The organism is Bradyrhizobium sp., from assembly GCF_035935975.1.
GTDB lineage: Bacteria > Pseudomonadota > Alphaproteobacteria > Rhizobiales > Xanthobacteraceae > Bradyrhizobium.
Genome location: NZ_DASYWN010000052.1, coordinates 338,758 through 361,887, shown reverse-complemented (window position 1 = coordinate 361,887; position 23,130 = coordinate 338,758). Strand labels below are relative to the sequence as shown.

23 protein-coding genes are annotated in these 23,130 nt (G+C 65.6%); 17 read left to right on the top strand and 6 right to left on the bottom strand.

Translation table 11 applies throughout. The features are described 5' to 3' along the window. The first annotated feature begins 7 nt into the window (after positions 1-7). The 5 genes from VGR99_RS32395 to VGR99_RS32375 all read left to right on the top strand — a co-directional run bounded on the left by VGR99_RS32395 (position 8) and on the right by VGR99_RS32375 (position 3,853). Positions 8-751 carry an aspartate/glutamate racemase family protein gene (locus VGR99_RS32395; protein ID WP_151648050.1) on the top strand — a complete coding sequence of 248 codons (744 nt, stop codon included), beginning with the start codon at positions 8-10 and terminating at the stop codon, positions 749-751. 108 nt (positions 752-859) lie between these two features. Continuing rightward, positions 860-1,564, top strand: a complete 705-nt coding sequence (locus tag VGR99_RS32390; RefSeq protein ID WP_326904001.1) for a GntR family transcriptional regulator — start codon at positions 860-862, stop codon at positions 1,562-1,564. A gap of 322 nt (positions 1,565-1,886) precedes the next feature. Then, a complete protein-coding gene (locus tag VGR99_RS32385) occupies positions 1,887-2,417 on the top strand; it encodes a thiamine pyrophosphate-binding protein (protein WP_326904000.1) in 531 nt (176 codons plus the stop codon). Positions 2,418-2,422: 5 nt separating this feature from the next. After that, positions 2,423-3,013, top strand: coding sequence for a thiamine pyrophosphate-dependent enzyme (locus tag VGR99_RS32380; RefSeq protein WP_326903999.1), 591 nt, complete (start codon positions 2,423-2,425; stop codon positions 3,011-3,013). A 57-nt stretch (positions 3,014-3,070) separates the two neighbouring features. Next, entirely contained in the window at positions 3,071-3,853 is a 783-nt protein-coding gene (locus tag VGR99_RS32375; RefSeq protein ID WP_326903998.1) for an SDR family oxidoreductase, read from the top strand. A gap of 147 nt (positions 3,854-4,000) precedes the next feature. Here the strand turns inward: VGR99_RS32375 and VGR99_RS32370 are convergent, their stop codons facing one another. From VGR99_RS32370 to VGR99_RS32360, 3 genes are read right to left on the bottom strand one after another with little or no spacing between them, the layout of a single operon-like run. Beyond that, positions 4,001-4,795, bottom strand: a complete 795-nt coding sequence (locus VGR99_RS32370; protein ID WP_326903997.1) for an IclR family transcriptional regulator — start codon at positions 4,793-4,795, stop codon at positions 4,001-4,003. 20 nt (positions 4,796-4,815) lie between these two features. Further along, positions 4,816-6,549 (bottom strand): FAD-dependent oxidoreductase, encoded by a 1,734-nt coding sequence (locus tag VGR99_RS32365; RefSeq protein WP_326903996.1) that lies wholly within the window; start codon positions 6,547-6,549, stop codon positions 4,816-4,818. 7 nt (positions 6,550-6,556) lie between these two features. Further along, entirely contained in the window at positions 6,557-7,771 is a 1,215-nt protein-coding gene (locus VGR99_RS32360; protein WP_326903995.1) for an ABC transporter substrate-binding protein, read from the bottom strand. Here VGR99_RS32360 and VGR99_RS32355 point away from each other — a divergent pair. Together VGR99_RS32355 and VGR99_RS32350 are read left to right on the top strand one after the other, a co-directional pair. Then, positions 7,719-7,847, top strand: coding sequence for a hypothetical protein (locus VGR99_RS32355; protein ID WP_326904092.1), 129 nt, complete (start codon positions 7,719-7,721; stop codon positions 7,845-7,847). The genes VGR99_RS32360 and VGR99_RS32355 overlap by 53 nt on opposite strands. Before the next feature lie 406 nt (positions 7,848-8,253). Further along, entirely contained in the window at positions 8,254-9,555 is a 1,302-nt protein-coding gene (locus VGR99_RS32350) for an MFS transporter (protein WP_326903994.1), read from the top strand. A 6-nt stretch (positions 9,556-9,561) separates the two neighbouring features. On the opposite strand, the gene VGR99_RS32345 is transcribed toward VGR99_RS32350, so the two are convergent. Then, positions 9,562-11,004: a hypothetical protein gene (locus VGR99_RS32345; RefSeq protein ID WP_326903993.1), complete on the bottom strand. Its 1,443-nt coding sequence runs from the start codon at positions 11,002-11,004 to the stop codon at positions 9,562-9,564. A 71-nt stretch (positions 11,005-11,075) separates the two neighbouring features. After that, positions 11,076-12,074: a LysR family transcriptional regulator gene (locus VGR99_RS32340; RefSeq protein ID WP_326903992.1), complete on the bottom strand. Its 999-nt coding sequence runs from the start codon at positions 12,072-12,074 to the stop codon at positions 11,076-11,078. A gap of 136 nt (positions 12,075-12,210) precedes the next feature. On the opposite strand from VGR99_RS32340, the gene VGR99_RS32335 reads away from it, so the two are divergent. The 10 genes from VGR99_RS32335 to VGR99_RS32290 all read left to right on the top strand — a co-directional run bounded on the left by VGR99_RS32335 (position 12,211) and on the right by VGR99_RS32290 (position 22,382). Next, a complete protein-coding gene (locus VGR99_RS32335; RefSeq protein WP_326903991.1) occupies positions 12,211-13,524 on the top strand; it encodes a cation:dicarboxylate symporter family transporter in 1,314 nt (437 codons plus the stop codon). 18 nt (positions 13,525-13,542) lie between these two features. Continuing rightward, the gene (locus VGR99_RS32330) at positions 13,543-14,577 is read left to right on the top strand and encodes a PdxA family dehydrogenase (protein WP_326903990.1); all 1,035 of its coding nucleotides are present in this window, start codon (positions 13,543-13,545) and stop codon (positions 14,575-14,577) included. After that, positions 14,567-16,018 carry an MmgE/PrpD family protein gene (locus tag VGR99_RS32325; protein ID WP_326903989.1) on the top strand — a complete coding sequence of 484 codons (1,452 nt, stop codon included), beginning with the start codon at positions 14,567-14,569 and terminating at the stop codon, positions 16,016-16,018. Before VGR99_RS32330 ends, VGR99_RS32325 begins: the two co-directional genes overlap by 11 nt. 17 nt (positions 16,019-16,035) lie before the next feature. Further along, on the top strand, positions 16,036-17,472 hold the full coding sequence (locus tag VGR99_RS32320) for an MmgE/PrpD family protein (RefSeq protein WP_326903988.1): 1,437 nt from the start codon (positions 16,036-16,038) through the stop codon (positions 17,470-17,472). 40 nt (positions 17,473-17,512) lie between these two features. After that, positions 17,513-18,484, top strand: coding sequence for a tripartite tricarboxylate transporter substrate binding protein (locus VGR99_RS32315; protein WP_326903987.1), 972 nt, complete (start codon positions 17,513-17,515; stop codon positions 18,482-18,484). 9 nt (positions 18,485-18,493) lie between these two features. Next, positions 18,494-19,282 (top strand): SDR family oxidoreductase, encoded by a 789-nt coding sequence (locus VGR99_RS32310; protein ID WP_326903986.1) that lies wholly within the window; start codon positions 18,494-18,496, stop codon positions 19,280-19,282. Continuing rightward, the gene (locus tag VGR99_RS32305; RefSeq protein WP_326903985.1) at positions 19,282-20,100 is read left to right on the top strand and encodes an alpha/beta hydrolase; all 819 of its coding nucleotides are present in this window, start codon (positions 19,282-19,284) and stop codon (positions 20,098-20,100) included. The genes VGR99_RS32310 and VGR99_RS32305 overlap by 1 nt, the downstream gene beginning before the upstream one ends. A gap of 85 nt (positions 20,101-20,185) precedes the next feature. Then, the gene (locus VGR99_RS32300; protein ID WP_326903984.1) at positions 20,186-20,977 is read left to right on the top strand and encodes a fumarylacetoacetate hydrolase family protein; all 792 of its coding nucleotides are present in this window, start codon (positions 20,186-20,188) and stop codon (positions 20,975-20,977) included. 71 nt (positions 20,978-21,048) lie between these two features. Then, positions 21,049-21,840: a transporter substrate-binding domain-containing protein gene (locus tag VGR99_RS32295; protein WP_326903983.1), complete on the top strand. Its 792-nt coding sequence runs from the start codon at positions 21,049-21,051 to the stop codon at positions 21,838-21,840. 125 nt (positions 21,841-21,965) lie between these two features. After that, on the top strand, positions 21,966-22,382 hold the full coding sequence (locus tag VGR99_RS32290; RefSeq protein ID WP_326903982.1) for a hypothetical protein: 417 nt from the start codon (positions 21,966-21,968) through the stop codon (positions 22,380-22,382). Between the two features lie 2 nt (positions 22,383-22,384). Here the strand turns inward: VGR99_RS32290 and VGR99_RS32285 are convergent, their stop codons facing one another. Further along, entirely contained in the window at positions 22,385-23,125 is a 741-nt protein-coding gene (locus tag VGR99_RS32285; protein WP_326903981.1) for an IclR family transcriptional regulator, read from the bottom strand. Positions 23,126-23,130 lie beyond the last annotated feature (5 nt).

Here is a 23,130-nt window from a genome sequence, read left to right as displayed (position 1 = left end):
TCGCACCATGACCTATTCTGCCAGCTCCTCCTCCCGCATCGCCCGTGGCGGCAAGGCCATCTATGGCGCGCCGCTCGGCATTTTGATGCTGGAAGCGCGTTTCCCCCGCATTCCCGGCGACATGGGCAACGGCACGACATGGCCGTTCCCGGTGCTCTATCGCGTGGTGAGCGGCGCGTCGCCGGAGAAGGTGGTGCTGAAGGGCGCGGCCGGCCTGCTGCCTGACTTCATCGATGCGGCGAAGGATCTGGTGCGGCTCGGCGCCGAGGCCATCACCACCAATTGCGGCTTCCTCTCGCTGTTCCAGAAGGAGATCGCGGCGGCGGTCGGCGTTCCCGTCGCGACCTCGTCGCTGATGCAGGTGCCGTGGGTGCAGGCGACCCTTCCGCCGGGCAAGCGCGTCGGCCTCGTCACGGTGTCGGGCTCGACCCTGACGCCGGCCCATCTCGAAGGCGCCGGCGTGCCGCTCGATACGCCCCTGGTCGGCACCGAGCACGGCAAGGAATTCTTCCGCGTCCTGATCAAGGCCGAGAAGGACGACATGGACGTAGCGCAGGCAGAACGGGACGTGGTCGAGGCGGGCAAGCAGCTTGTCGCCAAAAACCCTGACGTCGGCGCCATCGTGCTCGAATGCACCAACATGCCGCCTTATGCGGCAGCGTTGCAGGCGGAAGTTGGCCTGCCGGTCTACGACATCTATTCCATGATCACCTGGTTTCATGCTGGACTGCGTCCGCGCGCCTTCGCCTGATTCCGGCTGTCGCAAAGCTCTGAACAAGACCGGCTCGACAGCCGTTTGCATTGCAATCATCCCCGCAGCCCCGGTATATTGGGCTGTGTTCGGGCATGAATGCAGCTGATGATGAGCAACGTGGAACTGGCTTCCGATAGTATCGTCGATCGCGTCTATGAACAGCTCAAGGCCATGGCCGTGAGCTATGAGTTCAAGCCGGGCGAGCGACTCAACGAGGGTGAACTGGCCAAGCGCCTCGGCGTCAGCCGCACGCCGCTGCGCGAAGCGCTCAACCGTCTCAACACCGAAGGCTTCCTGCGTTTCACGCCGGGCAAGGGCTTCTTCTGTCGCGAGCTCGACGCGCACGAGATCTTCGATCTCTACGAGCTGCGCAAGTCGATCGAGGTCGCCTCGATCCGCCTCGCCATCAAGCGCGCCAAGGACGAGGACATCGACGCGCTGCTGAAATTCCTCGAAGCGACTGGCCCGGATCCCGGTCAGCGTTCCTCGGTCGAACTGGTCGAGCTCGACGAGACCTTTCACGAGCGGCTGATGGCCATGTCGAACAATGCCGAGATGCTGCGCGTCCTGCGCAACGTCAACGCCCGCATCCGCTTCGTGCGCTGGATCGACATGGACAGCATCAACCGTTCCAACACCCAGGCCGAGCACCGCGCGGTGGTCGAGGGGTTGAAGGCGCGTAACGAAGAGGCCTGCGTGTCCGTGCTGGAGAAGCACATCGACCGCCGCTTGGATCGCATCACCTCGGCGATCAAGGAAGGCTACGCGCAGATCTACATGCCGGCTGCGGCGAGGTCTGCGGCGAATTAGCTTTCGAGCCGCAGTGACGGTGCCCTCCCTTCTCCCCTTGCGGGAGAAGGTGGCGCGAAGCGCCGGATGAGGGGTATCTCTCGGCGCGTACGGATGCACAAGAGTGCGCCGAGAGATACCCCTCACCCTAATGAGCCTTTATCTACCTGCGGTGATGCCCTCTCCCGCAAGGGAAGAGGGCACAGTCATGCGCATCGCGCTGTGGCCCACACGGACAGCAACGCCAGCTATACAATCCTTCGATATCTGATCGTGCCAGACGGTCAGGGCATTCGCCCGCAAACATCGCTAGCGTGCCGCTCGAATTTCACGGAGACACGTGGTGCATAGCCCCAAGCCCAATCCCGAGACCGACTGGCCGTCAGAGCTCTACCGCGTCCTGAAAGCCGCCGATGTCCGGCAGATGTCGTATGTGCCGGACGCCGGCCACAGCCAGCTCATCCGCATGTTTTCCGCCGACCGCGACGTCACCACCAATGTGCTGACGACCGAAGAGGAGGGCATTGCGATTGCCGCGGGCGCCTGGCTCGGCGGGCAGCGCAGCGTGCTGCTGATGCAGTCGAGCGGTGTCGGCAATTGCATCAACATGCTGTCGCTGTCGGCGATCGGCCGCTTTCCGCTGCTGATGCTGGTGACGATGCGCGGCGAATGGGCCGAGTTCAATCCCTGGCAGGTGCCGATGAGCCGGGCGACGCAGCCCTCGCTGGAGGCGATCGGCCTGAAGGTGATGCGCGCGGAGACGGCGGAGGATCTGGTCGAGACCGTCGAGTCCGCAGCGTCGCTCGCCTACGAGTCCGACCAGCAGATCGCGGTCCTGATCGGGCAGCGCCTGATCGGCAAGAAGAAGTGGTGATATCGATGTCCGTTCCCTCCCAACTCGATCGTCGCGTTGCCGTCGCGGCACTCCTTAAGGACCGCAAGAATACGCTGGTCGTCTCCGGCCTCGGTTCTCCCACTTACGATCTGCATGCGACCGGCGACCGCGACGACAATTTTTATCTGTGGGGCGCCATGGGCGGCGCTGCACTGATCGGCCTTGGGCTCGCGCAAGCGCAGCCGGGCAAGCGTGTGCTCGCTCTGACCGGCGACGGTGAGCAGCTGATGGGCCTCGGCGGCATCGCCACCATCGGCGTCGCGCGCCCGCGCAATCTCGACATCGTCGTGATCGACAACCAGCATTTCGGCGAGACCGGAATGCAGGCGAGCCATACCGGGCGCGGCGTCGATCTGACGGCGATCGCCACGGCCTGCGGCTTTACCGCAACCGCGACGGTGCGGACGCCTGAGGAGGTGCAGCGTCTTGCCGCGCAGCTTGCCGGGCCGGCCGACGGTCCGCGGCTTTTTGTCATCAAGGTTTTGGCCGAAAATCCGCCGCGTTCGCTGCCCTCGCGCGATGCCGTCTTTATCAAGAACCGGTTCCGTGCTCATCTCGGCTTTGCGGCGGCCTAGCCCTCGGTCCTTATCCGGCGTAGGCCTGCCCCAAGCAGCTATCCTGGAGTGAGACCTATGAAACTATCCGGCAAGGTCGCCGCCATCACCGGCGCGGCGCGCGGCATCGGCAAGGCCTGTGCAAAGAGATTCCTCGACGACGGCGTGAAGGTCGTCATCTCGGATGTCGATGCCGAGGGCCTCGCCGCGACGGCCGCTGAGCTCGGCCGGCCGGATGCCCTGCGCACCGTCGTCGGCAACGTCGCCAAGCGCGCCGATGTCGACCAGCTCGTTGCGACCGCCGTGAAGGAATTCGGCCGGCTCGACATCATGGTCAACAATGCCGGCGTCGCCCGCAACCGGGACATCCTTGAAATTTCCGAACAGGAATTCGACGAGATCATCGGCATCAATCTGAAGGGCGCGTTCTTCGGCGTGCAGGCGGCGGCCAAGCAGATGATCGCGCAAGGGAGCGGCGGCGGGGTCATCATCAACATGTCCTCGGTGAACGCGCTGCTGGCGATTCCGGCGCTTGCGACCTATGCGATGTCCAAGGGCGGCATGAAGCAGCTCACGTCTGTGGCTGCCGTCGCGCTCGCCCCGCACAACATCCGCGTCGTGGCGGTAGGGCCGGGTACGATTTTGACCGACATGGTGGCGTCGTCGATCTACACGTCTGAAGATGCGCGCAAGACTGTGATGTCGCGCACGCCCGCGGGCCGTGGTGGTGAACCGAGCGAAGTCGCCTCTGTCGTGGCGTTCCTTGCGAGTGATGATGCGTCCTACATCACCGGGCAGACGATCTATCCGGACGGCGGCCGGTTGATCCTGAACTACACGGTGCCGGTGAAGGACAAGTAGGGCGGCTCCATTCTCGGTGTCATCGCCCGGCTTGACCGGGCGATCCAGTACGCCGAGACAGCGGTGATAGAAGCGATGGGCCGCGGCGTACTGGATGCCCCGCCTTCGCGGGGCATGACAGTGGTTGTTGTATGCGACAACACGGCATCACTCCGCCGCGATCGTCATGCCATAGCCGAGCCGCTTCGAAATCCCACCCGCACAATCCCGCAGCGCATGCGCGATCGGGCTGTCCCAGCGTGCGTCGAACGTGCCCTCCGGTCCCATCGCGGTGATGACCAGCGCGACATGGCCGGCATGGTCGAACACCGGCGCGGAGAACGCGTTGACGCCGGGCAGGGGATCGCCGAGCGCGCGGGCGAGGCCGTGCTTGCGGACCTCGGCCAGCATCTCGGCGACCTTGGCGCCTTTCACCGCGCGCTTTGGATTGTAGCCGACGCCGTGACGATCGAGGCCGCTCTCGATCGCGGCATTGATGGTCTTCTCCGGCAGGAAGGCCGCGAAGGCGCGGCCCGTGGCGGTCTCCAGCAGCGCCATCACCGATCCCGCGCGCATCACGATGTGGACGGGCTGGCCGGGCTCCTCCAGCTGCACCACGGTCGGGCCGTGCGTACCCCAGACCGCAAGCGAGACGGCATGGCCGATCTGGCTTGCGAGCGCCGCGATCTTGGGGCGCGCGATACGGACGCCGGAGAGTCGGCGCAGGCTGATCAGGCCGAGCTCCAGCGCCAGCGCGCCGATCTCGTAGCGGCCGGTGGTCTCGTCCTGCTCGATCAGGCCGATGCGGGAGAAGCTGGCGAGATAAGGATGCGCCTTGGCCGGCGTCATGCCGGCCTCGCGGGCGAGATCGCGCAGCATCATCGGCTCGCCGCTCCTGGCGAGCGCGCGGAGCAATTCTCCGCCGACCTCGATGGATTGGATGCCGCGGCTTTCTCTCTTCATGCGCCTCCGATGCGCTTGGCTTACGCCGCGTCGCGCTTGGCGGCGCTGTCGGCGAGATGACGGCCGGCAATGTAGCCGAAGGTCAGCGCCGGCCCAAGCGTGATGCCGGCGCCGGGATAATTGCCGCCCATGATGCTCGCCATGTCGTTGCCGGCGGCATAGAGCCCGGGAATCACTCGGCCCTCGGCGTCGAGCGCCCGCGCGTTTTCGTCGGTGACGATGCCGGCATAGGTGCCGAGATCGCCGATCACCATCTTGATGGCGTAGAACGGGCCGTTCTCGATCGGGGCGATGCAGGGATTGGGGCCATGCATCGCGTCGCCCTGGTAGCGGTTATAGGCCTTTGAACCCTTGCCGAAGGCGGCGTCGTGTCCCTGCGGCGCGGTCGCATTGAACTGCCCGACAGTCTCGGTGAAGGCCTTGGCATCGATGCCGGCCTTCGCCGCCAGCGCCTCCAGCGTGTCGCCGCGCATGAGATAGCCGGTATCGAGATGGTGACCGAGCGGCATCGGGAACGGCGGCACGCAGCCGAGGCCGTATTTGCGCAGCGTTGGGTGATCGCAGACGAGATAGGTCGCGATCTCCTCGCCGGGCTTCGCGGCCTTGATCATGGCCTGGACGAAGTCGTGATAGGAATTGCCTTCATTGGCAAAGCGCTTGCCGTCGCGCATCACCGCGATCACGCCCGGCTTGGCGCGGTCGATGAAGTGCGGCATCACGCCCTTCGAGCCGTCCTTGCGCGTGGTCAGCGACACCGGCACCCACGCTGCCGCGTTCGGCAGCCGATTCTCGACATGTCCGCCGGCGCTTTCGGCAAGGCGCAGGCCGTCACCGGTATTGCCGGTGGGGCCGGGCGAAAAATGCTCATGGCCGGTCGGCGCATGCGGAAACATCTTCTTGCGCCGCGCGACGTCGTGCGGGAAGCCGCCGCAGGCGAGCACGACGCCCTGCCGCGCGCGGACGCGGACGTTGCGGCCCTCGCGCGAGACGATCGCGCCGGTGACCGTGCTGTTCTCGACCGTCAGCTCGCGCACCGGCGACGACAGCCACATCGGAATCTTCAGATCCTGTGCGGACTTTGCGAGGCGCCCGGCGAGTGCATTGCCGTTGGTCAGGGTCATGCCGCGACCGTAGCGCAGCACGTCCATCAGATGCCGGGACAGGCGCTTGGCGACATAGACCGCCGAGGTCAGCGACTTCGTCACGCGCATGAAATGGATGATCTCCTTGCCGCTTCCGAGCATCATGCCGAACACGGTGAGCTCGGGCAGGGGCATGCCGAGCGTCTTGATCTGGTCGCCAAGCTCGCGGCCGTCGAACGGGCGCGTCACCATGGAGCGGCCGCCCTGCGTGCCGCCGGGCGCTTCGGCATGATAGTCGGGGAAGACCAGCGGCATGTCGAAGCGCAGCGCCGTCTTCGTGGTGAAGAAGTCGACCGCCTCGGGGCCCGCGGCGAGGAATGCATCGACGCGTGCCGCGTCGAAATTGTTGCCGGCCTCGTGGCGCAGATAAGTGCGGGCCTGCTCCGGCGTCTCCTCGATGCCGTAGGCTTTTGCCAGCGATGTGCCGGGAATCCACAGCCAGCCGCCGGAGCGGGCGGTGGTGCCGCCGAAGCGCGGCTCCTTCTCGACGATCAGCACGTCAAGGCCGCGATAGCGGGCGGTGATCGCGGCCGACATGCCGGAGCAGCCCGATCCGGCCACGAGCACATCGCACTCGTAGGTTTCGCTTGCGTTGCGCTCGTTGCCGGTCATTTGGGCCTCACTTCTTCAGCAGCGGACATTTGGATTCGGAGACCGGACGGAAGGCGTCCTCGCCCTTCACGGTCTTGACGATCTCGAGATAATCCCACGGCTCCTTGGACTGCTGGGGCGTCTTCACCTTGGCCAGATACATGTCGCGGATGACACGGCCGTCCTCGCGCAACTTGCCGCCATGGACGAAGACGTCCTCGATCGGCAGCTCGCGCATCTTGGCCATCACCTTGGCCGGATCGTCGGTGCCGGCGGCCTTGATGCCCTTCAGATAATGCAGCACCGAGCCGTAGACGCCGGTCTGGATCATGGTCGGCATCACCTTGGTCCGCTCATAGAACTTCTTCGACCAGGCCCGCGTCGCCTCGTCCATGTTCCAGTAGGACGCCGTGGTCATGTAGGTGCCCTGCGCCGCCTTCAGGCCGATCGCGTGCACGTCGGTGTCGAACATCAACAGGCCGACGAGCTTCTGGCCGCCTTGCACCAGGCCGAACTCGCCGGACTGCTTGATGGCGTTGTCGGTGTCCTGGCCGGCATTGGCGAAGGCAACCACATCGGATTTCGAGCTCTGCGCCTGCAGCGCGAAGGAGGAGAAGTCAGCGGTGTTGGTCGGGTGCTTGACGCCGCCGAGCACCTTGCCGCCCATCTCGTTGATGAAGCGCGTGGCGTCCTTCTCGAGCTGCTGGCCGAAGGCGTAGTCCGCGGTGATGAAGTACCAGGATTTTCCGCCTTCCTTGATCACGGCGGAGGCCGTCACCTTCGACAGCGCGTAGGTGTCGTAGGTGAAGTGCACGGTGTTCGGGCTGCACAGCTCGTCGGTCAGCGAGCTTGCGCCGGGGCCGGAGAGCAGGGCGATCTTGTTGCGCTCGCGCACCATGTTGTGCACGGCAATCGCGATGCCGGAATTGGGGATGTCGACGACCGCGTCGACCTTGCCGTTGTCGAACCAGCCGCGCACGATCTGCACGCCGACATCGGTCTTCATCTGGTGGTCGGCGCTGATGATCTCGATCGGCTTGCCGAGCACGGTCGGCCCGAACTCCTCCACCGCCATCTTGGCGGCCTCGACCGAGCCCGGCCCGGAATTGTCGCGACCCCAGCTCGATAGATCGGTCAGCACGCCGATCCGCACCGCATCGTCGGAGACTTGCGCGTGCGCAACATTGGTCATGGCAACAGAAATCATGGCCGCGAGCATGGCGCAGGCCAAAAGCCCTCTCATCGTCGTTCCCTCTCTCTTTTATGGGCCGCTTGCCGCGGCCGGTATTTCTGGCGGTAAATTAGATAATAGCGAATGAGTTTGTCAATGGCGAATAATGACGGGTAGGGCGGGTTCCATCGGCCGCCGCGGCGAGCGGGGCGCAACTGTTTCGGCATCGTCATTGCGAGCGAAGCGAAGCAATCCAGAATCCTTCCGCGGAGACAGTCTGGATTGCTTCGTCGCAAGAGCTCCTCGCAATGACGGGTGTGGGAGCCGCGGCGGCAAACACTGCCGTGTCCCGGACGCGCTGCAGCGCTCTTGCGCTGCTGCGCAGAGCCGGGACCCACGCCGCACGGATTGCTCCAGGACGTGTGGGCCCCGGCTCAGCAGCGCATCACTTCGTGCTGCGCAGCGTCCGGGGCACGAGAGTGATTGCGTCCGCAGGTTGCAACCCTCTGCGCGTTTGGTCATGATGCGCTCTGGAATCTTTGGGGCGGATGGCAATGACGGCAGTAGCGGGGGTCTCCGGTTCGGCGGAGAGATCGACGACGGCGCATGTGGTGTGGGCGAGTGCGCTCGGCACCGCGATCGAGTGGTACGATTTCCTGATCTACGGAACGGCCGCCGCGCTGGTGCTCAACAAGCTGTTCTTCCCGAGCTTCGATCCCTTCGTCGGCACGCTGGCGGCATTTTCGACCTATGCGGTCGGCTTCGTGGCGCGGCCGATCGGCGGCGCGATCATCGGGCATTATGGCGACCGGCTCGGCCGCAAGAAGATGCTGGTCGCGACCATGATCGCGATGGGGCTCGGCACCTTCCTGATCGGCTGCCTGCCGACCTACAGCCAGATCGGCGTCTGGGCGCCGATCCTGCTCATCCTGCTCCGCTTCGTCCAGGGCATTGGATTGGGCGGTGAATGGAGCGGCGCGGTCGTCATGGTGGTCGAGCATGCCGGCAATCGCCGCGGCTTCTACGGCAGCCTGGTGCAGATCGGCTTTCCCGTCGGCGTTGCCGCATCGACCGGCATCTTTGCCCTGATGACGCAGCTTCCCGAAGCCGACTTCCTGAGCTGGGGCTGGCGCGTGCCGTTCTGGATCAGCATTCTGCTGGTCGGCGTCGGCTTCATCGTGCGGTTGAAGCTTGCAGAGACGCCGCACTTCAAGGAAGTGGTCGAGCGCAAGGAGGTGCTTGCGCAGCCCGTGCTCGAGGTGCTGCGCCGCGACTGGCGCAGCTTTCTGCTCGCGATCGGCATCACGGTGTCGGAGGTGGGCCTTGCCTATCTCCTCACCGTCTTCACGGTTGTTTATGCCACCACGAAACTCGGCCTGCCGCGGCAGGTGATCCTGAATGCCGTGATCTATGCCGCGATCGTCGAGTTCGCGACGCTGCCGCTCGCCGGCTGGCTCTCGGACATCTTCGGCCGCAAGGCGCTGTATCTCGCCGGTGGTGTGTTCTCGGTGGCGCTGGCGTTTCCGCTGTTCTGGTTTCTCGACACCAAGGAGCCGGCGCTGATCACCTTCGCGCTCGTCGTCACGATGACGCTTACGCATGCGCTGCTGTTCGGGCCGAAGGCCGCCTTCATGCCGGAACTGTTCCGCACCCAGGTGCGCTACAGCGGCGCCTCGCTCGGTGCCAACGTCGCGGCCGCGCTGAGCGGCGGTTTCTCGCCGCTGATCGCGACGGCGCTGCTGGCATGGGCCGGTTCATATTGGCCGGTCTCGGTCTACATCATCGCGCTGTCGATCATCACGATCATCGCGACGCTGATGGCGCCGGAGACGGCGCGCGATGCGCTGAAACCCTGAGGTCGCTTAGCGGCAGGCGGCCACGTGCTGCATCACCAGAAAGGTGATGCTGGCGGGCGGCAGGCCAATCCGGCCTGCGGGTGCAGCTCGCGGCGCGAGGCGGGGCAGATTGTCGCCGTCGGTCAAGGCGAGCGTCGCGCCGTTCAATTGCACGCTCGCGCTCTGGAGGCGGCGCGCCCGAAGCGTGTAGCGGTCGGCGCGCGCCGCCAGCGTCACGGCGTGCGATCCATGTCGCGACGTGTTGATGAGGAGCACGGACGCCGCGCCTTTCGTCGTGGGATGGCAATGCGCATAGGCGTGAACGGCAAGCGTTGAGAGCATGCCCGCGTCGAGCAGGGTCGTTCCCATCAGGCGATGCCAGAGCAGCGCGGCCCAATAGTTCGGGCGTGGCCGGAACGTCTTCTCATCGAGCAGGCCGTAGTCGCTCGCCGCAAGCGTGTTGTGCATCACCACCTGCACGCCGGCCTTGGCCAAGCGGCCGAGCTGGTCGAGATAGCGAAAGCTGTCGAGAAAGGTCGCGTCCCAGCGATTGCCGCCGCAGGCAGCATCCGCGGTCTCCGTCAGCCAGATCGGCTTGCCCGGCTCGAATTCGTCGCGCAGTCCGCGGTAGACGGCGAGCGCCGCGTCGGTCCGCGAAAACCAGTCCTCGGACAGCGCCTGGGCCGGATCGTCGTGCACGCCGCAGCGAGGCGAGAGTGTATTGTAGTGGTGATAGGAAACGCGATCGAGGCCCGGCCCTGATGCGGCGAGCAGATCGCGCGTGGTGATGCCGGTGGCCGAGGATGTGGCGGAGTCGCCGACCGAGCCAGGCCCGACGATCAACGTTTCGGGAGACGCGCGCTTGATCCATGTGTGAAAGATCTTGAAGTCTCGGCCATAGGCATTCGCGTCATATCCCGCCGGCGCGCCGTTGTTCGCCGCAAGCGTCGGCTCGTTCATGAATTCGGCTGCCACGATGCGGCTGCCCAGCGATCGCGTAAGATCGACGAGGCGCTGTGCCTGATCCGGCGTCCAGACGCCGTCGGCGCCGCGGCTGCCGGGACCGATGGCGAAAGACGTCACGATCTCCGCATCGACGAGGCGTGCGAAGTCGACGACGCCGCGCCATTGCGTGCGGCTGAGCACGGTGTTGAAGCCGGCGGGCGGAGCGGCCGGCGCATTGTCGGTGTCGGCGAAGAAGGTCGCATTCGCCCAGGTGCCGCTCACGCGCAAATAGGCTGGCCCGAGCGCCGCGGCCAGCTTGCGCAGCCGCGCGTTGGCGAGATCGATCGGTGGGCGATAGGCGTAGCGATCGCGGCCAACCCCTCCTTGCGCATAGGGCTTCCAGAACCGTCCGCCGGTCACCTCCACCATCTCGATGTTGTATGACTGGAAGCGCGCATCGATCGTGCCGATCGCCTTCAGCGTTGCAGGTGCAATCGACAGGTCGGCCTGGGCCGCGCCCGTCATTGCGGCGAGGAGGCCTAGCGGCAACATTCGCCGCCAAAGCGGTTCGATACTCGACTTGATTCGAGAGGCTGTCACCTGGCCCGCGACGCGGACGAGATGGACTTCCCGCCCGGCCGGCCCTTGCGCACCGCACTCCAGAAAGTCTCGGCCGCCCGCGTCATGCGGGCCCGCGTGCGAAACAGCGAGACGCTGATCGGGATGTCCCATTCGGCGCCGCCGGCGCGCAACAGGCGGCCGCTGTCGAGATCGGCGCGGACCATGCTCATCGGCGCCCATGTTACGCCGCGCCCTTCGCGCGCCATGTCGACCAGCAGCATCACCGGCGCGGCGAAGCCCGGGACGAGCCAGGCTGCCGGATCCTTCGTCGCCAGGAACGAGGTGACCAACCGGCCCACGCCCGAACCCGGGTGGTAGGCGAGGTAAGGCAGCGGCGCACCGGATGCGCCGGGCAGGGCATAGCGGGCCTGCGCCTTCTTGCTGCTGCGTCCGTTACGGCCTGGCTTGGTGGCTCCAGACTTGGTGGCTGCAGGCTTGGCGGCCGGCGCGCTGATCGGGATCAGGATGTCGGTGGTGAGATCGATGCGCTGGAAGCGGTCCATGTCGAGCCGGCTCACCAGCGTGGGGTGGTAGTGCGCCAGCATGAAATGCGCCTGCGCATCCAGCAGCAGTTTTTCGCAGCCGGCGAAATTGGAGGCGACGAGCTGGACCGCCGAGCCGGCCCGCGCGCCATCGGAGTTGCGGATCCATTCCGGAAAGAACGCCTGCGACAGCGAATGCGTGGCGGCGAAGGTGATGGTCTCGGCTTTCAGCCGCGCCACTTCGAGCGCTTCCTCGCGTCCGACCAGGACCCGGCGCAGCACGTCCTCGGCGACGGGACGAAAGCTCTCGCCGGCAGCCGTGAGCGTGATCGTATGGGTCGAACGCTCGAACAGCGGCGTGCCCAGCCACTCTTCGAGCGACCTGATGCGGCGGCTCAGCGCCGGCTGGGTCACATGCCGGCGCGCGGCGGCGCGGGAGAACCCGCCCTCCTCGGCGATGGCAAGGAAGTCCTCCAGCCAGATCAGGTCCATAATAACGTTTTGTCCTCAAATCATACCGATACGGCATTAGCGCCTGAAACGCTGCTGGTCCAATGTAAACGGCATCGCAAGACAAGAACAAAGCGCCACGCTCGCTGGCGCGACGATGCCGTTGGAGGAGACGAAATTGCAGATTGCCGCAACGCCGCTGTCCGAGCCCCTGTCGAGGCCGGTTTCCGAAGGCCGTCGCAAGCCGCTCTGGCGCGAGCCGTATTTTCTGGTGGTGGCCGGCGCTGCGCTCGGTGCGCTGTTCGGGTTCCTGCTTCCGACGATTGCCGTCGAATTCAAGCCGCTCGGCGATGCCTTCATCTCGCTGATCAAGATGACGATCGCGCCGCTGATCTTCCTGGTCGTGGTCACCGGCATCGCGCAGGTCGGCGACATGAAGGCAGTGGGCCGCATCGGCCTCAAGGCCTTCGTGTATTTCGAAGCCGTGACGACGATGTGCCTGCTGATCAGCTTCGTCGTGGTGCGCTGGGTGCAGCCCGGTGCGGGTGTCGCGCATGCCACCGCGCAGCAAGCCGAGACCGTTGCGCGCTATCAGCAGGCCCATGTCGGATCGCTGTCGGCCTACATCCAGCACATGATCCCGGAAAGCTTCGTCGGCGCGTTCGCGGCCGGCGATGTTCTCCAGGTGCTCGTGCTCGCTTTGTTGTGCGGTATCGGCCTGTTGCTGCTCGGTGAAAAAGCCGCGCCGCTGCGGACGGGCCTCGAGCGGGTGACCGAACTCGTCTTCAGCGTCGTCCACGTTGTGGTCGCGCTGGCCCCGATCGGCGCGTTCGGCGCCATGGCTTTCACGGTGGCGAAGTTCGGCGCCGCCACGCTCTATGCGCTGGCGCTGCTGGTCGGTACCGCCTGGGCGATGATGGCCTTCTTCATCTTCGTCATTCTCGGCACCATCTGCCGCCTGGCCGGCATCCGCCTGATGGACCTGCTGCGCCTGCTCCGCACCGAGCTCTTGGTCGTGCTCGGCACCTCGTCGTCGGAGACCGCGATCCCGGGCATGATGGAGAAGCTGCCGAAGGCTGGTGTCGGCCGCGCGGTCGCCGGCCTCGTCATTCCCTCCGGCTATTCCTTCAATCTCGACGGCGTCGCGCTGACGCTGCCGCTCTCGACCATCTTCGTCGCCCAGGTCTACGGCATCGAGCTCAGCGCCGCGCAGCAGCTCAGCCTGTTCGTGGTGATGCTGTTCACGAGCAAGGGGGCGGCCGGCGTCACCGGCGGCGCGTTCGCAGCGCTTGCGGCGACCGTGGTCGCCGCCGGCCTGCCGGCAGAGGGGCTGGCGCTCCTGCTCGGCATCGACCGCTTCATGTCGCTGGCGCGCGCCATCACCAATACCATCGGCAATGCGGTCGCCTCCATCGTGGTCGCGAAATGGGATGGGGAATTCAACCGCGAGGACTGGGTTCAGTCCGCCGCGCAAGTCCAAGCAGTGAAGTAAGGATCCAAGGTCTTCAATATGGCTACCAACAGCAATGAACTGCCCGTCATCGCGCTGACGCCGGGCGACTGCACCGGAATCGGTCCCGAACAGGTCGCGCGGATCCTCTCCGACGACCGCCTCGCCGATGCGGCGCGTCTGGTCGTGATCGGCGATGCCCGCGTGCTCGAGATGGGCATGGAACATGCCGGCGTGAAGCTGAAGGTCGAGCGGATTGCCTCGCCCAAGGCGGCCAATTGGGGCCGCGGCACGGTGCAGCTCGTCGATCTCGGCAATACCGATCCCGCGAAAATCCCGCTCGGCAAGGCCAGCGCCGAATCCGGCCGGCTGACCGGTGAGACGCTGTCGCGCGCGATCGATTTCTCCAAGGACGGTGAGGTCGATGCCATCACCTTCGCGCCGCTCAACAAGCGGGCGATGTTTGACGGTGGCTGGAAGTTTCCGGACGAGCATAAGATGTTCGCGAGCCTGCTCGGCCACAAGACCTACTTCTCCGAGATGAACGTGCTCGACGGCCAGTGGATGTCGCGCGTCACCGGGCACCAGTCGCTGCGCGAGGCGCTCGACGGCATCCATCCGGCGAGCATCACCGATGCGATCGAGCTGGTCGACCGGATGATGAAGAAGGCCGGCGTCGCCAAGCCGCGTATTGCGGTTGCGGCGCTCAACCCGCATGCCGGCGAGAACGGCTTGTTCGGGCGTGACGAGATCGAGATGATCCGTCCGACCGTCGAAGCCGCCGCCAAGACCGGCATCGCCTGTACCGGGCCTTTTCCTGCCGATACCGTCTATATCCGCGCCTTCGCGGGCGAGTTCGACAGCGTGGTCGCGATGTATCACGACCAGGGCCAGATCGCGACCAAGCTGCGTGGCTTCAACCGCGGCGTCACTGTCACCGCCGGGCTCGAGACCGTCTTCACCACGCCGTCGCACGGCACGGCGTTCGACATCGTGGGCAAGGGCATAGCGAACACCGGCGCGCTCGAAAGCGCGGTCCGGTTGGCCGCAAAACTCGTCTCGATCAAGGTCAAGGAGGCTGCCTATGCGCACTGATCGCAGGACCCTGCTCCAGGCGGCGGCCGCGCTGCCGCTCGCCACCGTCGGCACCAACGCCGCGTTCGCGCAAGCCCCGGCTGCGTCGCCCGCCGCCGCGCCCAAGGAAGTCACGCGCGCGCTGGCGCATTATCTCGTCACCGCGAGCTATGACGATTTGCCGGCGAACGTGCGGAAGGAAGGCGTGCGCACGCTCTTGAACTGGGTCGGCGTCGCCATCGGCGGATCGCATCACGAGACGGTCGACATTGCCGTGTCCGCGCTCGGTCCGTTCTCCGGACCGCAGCAGGCCTCGCTGTTCGGGCGGCGCGAGCGGTTCGACATCATGAACGCAGCCTTCATCAACGGCGTGTCGAGCCACATCTTCGACTATGACGACACCCATCTGAAGACGATCATCCATCCCGCAGGGCCCGTGGCGTCGGCCATTCTCGCGGTGTCGGAGATGCAGCCGGTCTCCGGCAAGGATTTCCTGAACGCGCTGGTGCTCGGGGTCGAGACCGAATGCCGGATCGGCAACTCGGTCTATCCGAACCATTATGATGTCGGCTGGCACATCACCGGCACGGCCGGCGTGTTCGGCTCGGCTGCCGCGGTCGGCAAGCTGCTCAAGCTGAACGAGCAGCAGATGATTTGGGCACTCGGCCTTGCCGCCTCACAGCCGGTGGGCCTGCGCGAATCCTTCGGCTCGATGAACAAGAGTTTCAATCCGGGCCGTGCCGCATCGAGCGGCATCTTCGCCGCGCTCCTGGCGTCGAAGAACTTCACCTCGTCCGATGCGATGATCGAGGCCAAGCGCGGCTGGGCCAACACCATCAGTACCAAGCAGGATTACAACGAGATCCTGGGCGATCTCGGCAAGCGCTACGAGGCCGCGCTGAACACCTACAAGCCGTTCGCCTGCGGCATCGTCCTGCATCCGGCGATCGATGCCGCGATCCAGCTCCGCAACGAGAACAAGCTGACCGCCGACCAGATCGAGCGCGTCGACCTCAAGGTCCACCCGCTGGTGCTGGAGCTCACCGGCAAGAAAACGCCGAAGCAGGGCCTGGAAGGCAAGTTCAGCATCTATCACGCGGTCGCGGTCGCGATCGTCGAGGGCGGTGGCGGCGAGAAGCAGTTCAGCGACCGTGCGGTGACCGATCCGACCATCGTCGCGCTGCGGGCCAAGGTCAATCCGGTGATCACGCCGGGCATCAAGCCGGAACAGGTCGATCTCACCATCGTGCTCAAGGATGGCCGCAAGCTCAACCGCTACATCGAGCATGCGATCGGCAGCGTCGAGGTGCCGATGACCGACAAGCAGCTCGAGACCAAGTTCTCGGACCTTGCGGACGGCATCATTCCCGCCGCGACCATCCGCCGGGTGATGGATGCCTGCTGGGGTGTCGAGAGCCTGCCGAATGCGGCGGAGATCGCCAAGATGTCGGTCGCGGTCTGATCGCGAGGGAGAGCAGCATGCCGTCACGCCGCCGTTTCCTGCAATCCGCAGGTTCAGTCGCCGCACTGGCTGCGACCGGAGGCCGAACGGCCTTTGCGGCCGGTCCCGGCGTGACGGAGCGGCTCGCCCGCTACATGGTTGCCGCGCGGGATCAGGAGCTGCCCGAGAAAGTGCTGCTCGAATGCAAGCACCGCATTCTCGATACGCTCGGCGCGATGATCTCGGGTTCGCGGATGAAGCCGGGCGAGATGGCGCTGAAATATGTCCGCACGCTCGGCGGCGATGCCCAGGCCTCCGTGGTCGGATCCGACTTCCGCACCACGGCCGTCAACGCGGCGCTGGCGAATGCGATGTGCGCGCACGCCGACGAGACCGACGATTTCGAGCCCGTGACCAAGGCGCATCCGGGATGCTCGGTGGTGCCGGCCGCGCTCGCGTTCGGCGAGCGGGAGCACCGCAGCGGACAGGACGTCATTCGCGCCGTCGCGCTCGGCTATGACCTGACCTGCCGGCTCCTCATGGCATTGGGACCCGATCTGGTGCGCGGCTCGCATCGCAGCGCCGAGGGAACGTCGTCCACCTTCGGCGCGCTCGGCGCCGCGGCGTCACTGGCCCGGCTCGACGAGAAGGGGATGCGCTACGCGATCTCCTATTCGTCGCAGCAGGTCTCCGGCCTCTGGAGCTGGGTGAAGGATCACGATCACATCGAGAAGGCCTTCGACTTCGCCGGCATGGGCGCGCGCAACGGCGTGATGGCCGTGGACATGGTCAAGAACGGCCTGACCGGCGTCGACGACGTGCTCGACGGCACGCATAACCTCTTCATCGCGCTCTCGACCGATCCGAAGCCGGAGGAGATGGTGAAGGACCTCGGCAGCCGCTTCTATGTCACGGAGACGGCGATCAAGACCTATTCGGTCGGCTATCCCATTCAGTCGCCGCTGGATGCGACGCTGACGCTGCGCAAGCAGCACAGCCTCACGCCAGATAACGTGCGTAGCATCCTGGTCAAGCTGCCGACCGATGCGATGGGAATTGTGGGCGAGAGTGCGATGCCGGACGTCAACTGCCAGCACCTCGTCGCGGTCGCGCTGGTCAAGGGCGCGGTGTCCTTCAACGACAGCCACGACGTCGCATTGATGCATGACCCGAGGATCCTGGAGCAGCGTGCCAAGGTGACGCTGGCCGGCGACAAGGCCTTGATGGATCCGGCGGCGCCGCGCGGGGCTGTCGTCGAAGTGACAATGACCGATGGCAAGAAGGTGGAGCACTTCACCAAATATCCGCCGGGCACCAAGGAGAACCCGCTGAGCACGGATGCGGTGGCGGCGAAGACCCGCGACCTGATCGTGCCGGTGCTGGGCGCCGAAAAATCGGACAAGCTGATCGCGCAGGTCCGCAATCTCGAAAAGGTCGACGACATCGGCAAGTTGATGCCGTTGATGACAGCGTGATGAGTCAACCAACAACAAGACAAACATCAAGGAAGTGCCCATGCGCGGGGTTATGCGACGCACCTTTCTGGCCGCCTGTGCGGCCGTTCTGTTTTCCGGCGCGGCGTTAGCGCAGGACTATCCCTCCCGTCCGGTCAAGATCATCGTGCCGTTCCCGGCCGGCGGCTCCAACGACATCATTGCCCGCATCGTCGCGCAGAAGCTGACCGAGCGAAACGGGCAGACGTTCCTGGTGGAGAACCGTGGCGGCGCCGGCGGCAATATCGGCGCCGAGGCGGTCGCGAGCGCGGAGGCGGACGGCTATACCCTGCTTTTGACTGCACCGCCTCCGCTGACGATCAATGGCTCGCTCTACAAGAAGCTGCCGTTCGATCCGGCCAAGGCCTTTGCGCCGGTTGCGCTGATCGCCTCTGTGCCGATCGTGCTGGTGGTCAATCCGTCGGTGCCTGCGAAGAACGTCGCCGAGCTGATTGCGCTGGCCAAGGCCAAGCCCGGCACGCTGAATTTCGGCTCGTCCGGCATCGGCTCGACCAATCATCTCGCCGGCGAGTTGCTCAAGAGCATGGCCGGCATCGACATCGTCCACGTGCCCTATCGCGGCGCGGCGCCGGCGATGAATGACCTGCTTGCCGGGCAGATCCCGTTCATGTTCGACAACATGCCGGCGGTGCTGCCGCAGGTGCAGGGCAAGGCCATCAATGCAATCGCGGTCGCGGGCGCCAAGCGCGCGGAAGCGCTGCCTGACGTGCCTGTCGTCGCCGACACCGTTCCCGGCTTCGAAGCCTCGTCCTGGTTCGGGCTGGTGGCGCCTGCAAAGACGCCTGCACCCGCGCTTGCAAAGCTGAGCGGCGAGCTCGAAACCATCTTGAAGATGCCTGACGTCAAGAAGCGGCTTGCCGAGCTCGGGGCCGAGCCCGGCACGGTGTTCGGCGACGCCTTCGGGCAGTTCATGACGGATGAAACCGCCAAGTGGGGCAAGCTTGTCAAGGCCTCCGGCGCCACGGTGGACTAGGGTAGCGTCATGGATCTCAATTTGGGCGGCAAGGTTGCCGTCGTTACCGGCGGCAGCATCGGCATCGGCTGGGCCATTGCCGCCGAGCTTGCGCGCGAGCAGGCGCATGTCGTCATCGTCGCGCGCGATGCCGAGCGCCTTGCGGCGGCCGCCACGGAGATGTCACGGGATACCGGCCGGCGCGTGATTGCCTGTGCTGGCGACATGACCAAGCCTGATGACATCGCCCGCGCGATGGACACCGCGCGCGAGGCCTTCGGCCGGGTTGACATCCTCGTCAACAATGCCGGGGCATCGCCGATGGGCCGGATCGCGGAGACGCCGGATGCGACCTGGGCCAAGTCGATCGAGCTGAAACTGCTCGGTTACATGCGCTGCGCGCGGAACGTTCTGCCTGAAATGCGCGACCGCCGCTGGGGCCGCATCATCAACATCATCGGCCGTAGCGGGCACCAGCCGCGCGCGGCCTATATGGCGGGCGGTGCGGTCAATGCGGCGCTCCTCAACTTCACGCTGGCGCTCGCCGAGGAATGCGCGCCCGACAACGTGCTGGTCACCGGCGTCAATCCCGGCCCGGTGCAGACCGACCGCTGGGACAGCCTGATCTCGCAAGGCGCGGCGATCTCCGGTCAGGATCAGGGCGCGACCAACGCGGCTGCGATCGCCTCGGTGCCGCTCGGGAGGGTCGGGCAGCCGCACGAGGTGTCCGGCATCGTCGCGTTCCTCTGTTCAGACCGCGCATCCTTCATTACTGGTACCTGCATCAATGTCGATGGCGGTGGAACGAGGTGTATCTGATGGCTAACGAACTGCGGAAGATCGGTGTCGGCGAGGATTGCGAGCTTGCGGTTCGCATCGACGATTATCTGCTGCCATGGGACACCAAGCCGCCGGTCGTGATGCTGCACGGGCTCGCCGAGAGCGGCGAGGCGTTCCGGCGCTGGGTGCCTTATTTTGCCACGCATCACCTCGTGGTGCGTCCGGATTTGCGCGGCTATGGCGATTCGACGCCGATGCAGGGTGACTATGTCTATCGCTTTGCAGGCCTTGGCGACGACATCGTCCGGATGCTGGACGCGCTGAAGCTCGATCGCGTCTTCCTGGTCGGCGGCAAGATCGGCGGCACGCTGGCGATGCATCTCACCGCAAAGCATCCGGACCGCGTGATCGCGGTCGCCGCGGTCGGCGCGCCGGCCTCGCTGACTTCGTTCAACGAGCGGGCGCCGACCTGGCGCAAGCAGATCCGCGAACAGGGCGTCGAAGCCTGGGTGCGCGAGACCACGGCCGGCCGGCTCGGCTCGTCGCTGCCGCCGGCGGCGCTGGACTGGTGGATCAAGCTGATGTCGAAGACCAAGGCTTCGACGCTGGAGGCGTTCCTGCAGATGGTGCCGACGGTCGATGTCACCGGTGAGCTTCCGTCGATCAAGCGCCCGGCGCTGGTGATCACCACGACCGGCTCGGGGCTCGGCGACGTCGCCTCCGTGAAGGCGTGGCAGGAGACGATCCCGGGCTCGAAGCTCGAGGTGCTGCCGGGCGATTCCTACCATGTTGCCGCGACGGACCCCGATGTCTGCGCGCGAAAGGTGCGCGAGTTCTTCGATCGCGTCCCGACTTAAGACGTACAGGGCGGGCCATTGGCCCACCCTTCGTTTGGCTCTAAGACTGGCGTTCCGAGAAGAAACGAAAACAGGGAGTGAAGCCATGACCAAAACCACGCGACGCAGCGTGCTCACGGCCGCAGCCGCGATGACCGCGGCGGGCATAGCCGAGGCGACGCCGGCGGCGGCACAGGCCGTCCCCAAGCCGATCTTCCCGGTGCCGATGGTGGCGATCCCGATCGTCGGCGAGACGAGCGTGTTCCAGGTCCGCCGCATCTACTGCATCGGCCGCAACTACGCAGCACACGCGATCGAGCGCGGCTCGGATCCGAACCGCGAGCCGCCGTTCTTCTTCCAGAAGCCGACCGACGCGATCCAGAACGTCGCGGTGGGTGAGGTCGCCGATCATCCCTATCCGTCGTTGACCAAGAACTATCATCACGAGGTCGAACTGGTCGCTGCGCTGAAATCCGGCGGCACCAACATCCCGGCCGAGAAGGCGCTCGATCATGTCTACGGCTACGCCCTCGGCCTCGACATGACCCGGCGCGATCTCCAGAACGGCATGGCCGCGGAGAAGAAGCCGTGGGAGATCGGCAAGAGCTTCGACCATGCCGCGGTGATCGGCCCGATCCACCCGACGAGCAAGACCGGCCACTTCGAAAAGGGCGCCATTTCGCTCGCCATCAACGGCACCGTGAAGCAGAGCTCGGATCTCAGCAAGATGATCTGGAGCGTCGCCGAGCAGATCGCAAAACTGTCGGAAGCGTTCGAGCTCAAGGCCGGCGACATCATCTATTCCGGCACGCCGGAGAATGTCGGCCCGGTGGTGAAGGGCGACGTGCTCCTGTGCAAGCTCGATGGCTTGCCGGATATGTCGATCAAGATCGTGTAGCGGCTTCTTCTTCGCCTCCCCCCGCGTGCGGGGAGAGGTCGCATCGCATCGTCGAATCTTGGAGGCGCAAGATGCTGCGACATGGCTTGATCGCTGCATTGACCTTTGTCTTCGCGATGACCGGCATTTCCGTCGCGAAAGCCGAGGGGCCGAGCGACATCGCACCCACGGGAACGCTGCGCGTGGCGGTGGCCGTCGGCCCCGCCGCGTCGGCGTTCTGGACGACGCGTGATCCCTCCACCGGCAAGCCGCGCGGCGTCACCGTCGAGCTGGCAAAAGCGGCCGCCGACAAGCTGCACGTTCCGCTGCAACTCGTCGAATACCAGAGCTCCGACGAGATCGCCGCCGCCGGCGGCAAGGACGCCTGGGACCTCTCCTTCATGCCGGCCGACGTCAAGCGCGAGGTGTTCGTGGACCAGGGCCCTGCCTACGTCGCCTATATGAGCGGCTATCTCGTGCGCGCCGGCTCGGACATCCGCTCCGTCGCGGATGTCGATCGCGCCGGCATGCGGGTCGGCTGCATCGAGGGGACGTCGACATCACGTACGGTCGAGAAGTCACTGAAGCAGGCGAAGCTGACCAAGTTCGTCAAGCCGGATGAGGCGGCTGCACTGATCGGCAAAGGCGAGCTCGATGCGCTCGCGATGGGCATGGGCGCGTTGGACGACCTCTCGCGAAAACTGCCGGGAACGAAGGTGTTGGACGAGGTGATCCAGTCGACCGGTGTTGTCGTTGTTGTTCCCAAGGGCAAGGCTGCAGCAAAAGTCTGGGCCGCGCATTTCATGGACGGCGCCAAGGCGGATGGCACGGTCCGTCGCGCGCTCGATGGTAACGGCTTTACCGGCGACAAGGTCGCGCCGTAGCGCGGCCGCGGCGCAGGCCTTTGAATTGCCGGAGTTCCATTCGCGATTGCCCCGTGTTGGGCCACGAACAAACCCGGTGCGGCCATATTTGAGTAAGAAGTGATCTCCGTGCAGGAGGCGCTCCGATGAACAAGGCTCTGATCACTGCCATCGTGCTGCTGGCCGGCGTGCCGGCAAGCGCCGCTGCGCAGGAGCGCGCCAGCTCTGCGGCAATAGGCGCCGTGTCCGGTGCCGTCGTGCTCGGTCCGGTCGGAGCCGTCGCGGGCGCGGTGATCGGCTATACCGCCGGACCTTCGATCGCGCGGTCATGGGGCGTGAGAGGTTCGCAGTCAGCCAGACATCGGCAGCCGTCACGTCGTGATGCGTCCCGCGTCGCTGCGACTACCGCTCCGGCGCGCACGCGCCAGGCGATGGAGGCGAGCGGTCAGATGAGAGCTGCGAGCAACCCGCCGGTCCAGGCCGCCCCCGTGGTGCAGCCGGTTCAAGCTGCGCCTGCGGCTCCGGTGGAGACCACGGCGCCGCCTATCCAGGGATTTGACTGAAGCTAGACAGCCGTCTTCGGCCGTAGCCGGTCCACCGTCCGCGCGATCAACGCGGCGACTTCAGCGACCTTCGGGCCAATCCGGAACTCCGGCCCCGCAACGACCACGGAAAGACGGCGATCGCCGATCGGCAGCGGGATCGCCGCGCCGGCGAGGTCGCGGCTGTAATCCGCAAAACTCTGGCAATAGCCGCGTTCGATCGAGTTGCGCAGCTCGGTCTCGACCGCCTCGATACTGATCGGCGTCGACGGGCCGTACTGCTTGAATTCGATCTTGCGATAGACGGAGTCGCGCTCTTCCTGCGAATATTGCAGCAGCAGCGCGCGGCCGCTCGCGGTGGCGTGGATCGGCACACGGTGGCCGATGGTCGCGAAATAGCGGATCGCCGCCTGGGACTCGACGACGTCGATGAAGACGGCCATCACGCCCGCCGGCGCCACGATGGACGCGGTCTCGCCGGTCTCCGCCGAGAGATCGGCGATCAGCGTATGCGTCCATGGCGGCAGCGGCTCGACCTCGGAGATCATCCGGGCCATCGCCAGCCACCGCGGCGTCGGATAGAATCCGGCGCGCGGCCGCGGTTCGTAGAGATAACCCTTCTCCGAGAGCGTCGCGAGCAGATTGAAGGTCGACGAGCGCGGCCAGCCGAAATGATCGGCGATCTCGGCAAGCGTCGCCGGCTTCCTCGTTTGCGCGAAGAATTCCATGATCTCCAGGACGTTTGCGGCTTGGCGAACGATCATGGCGG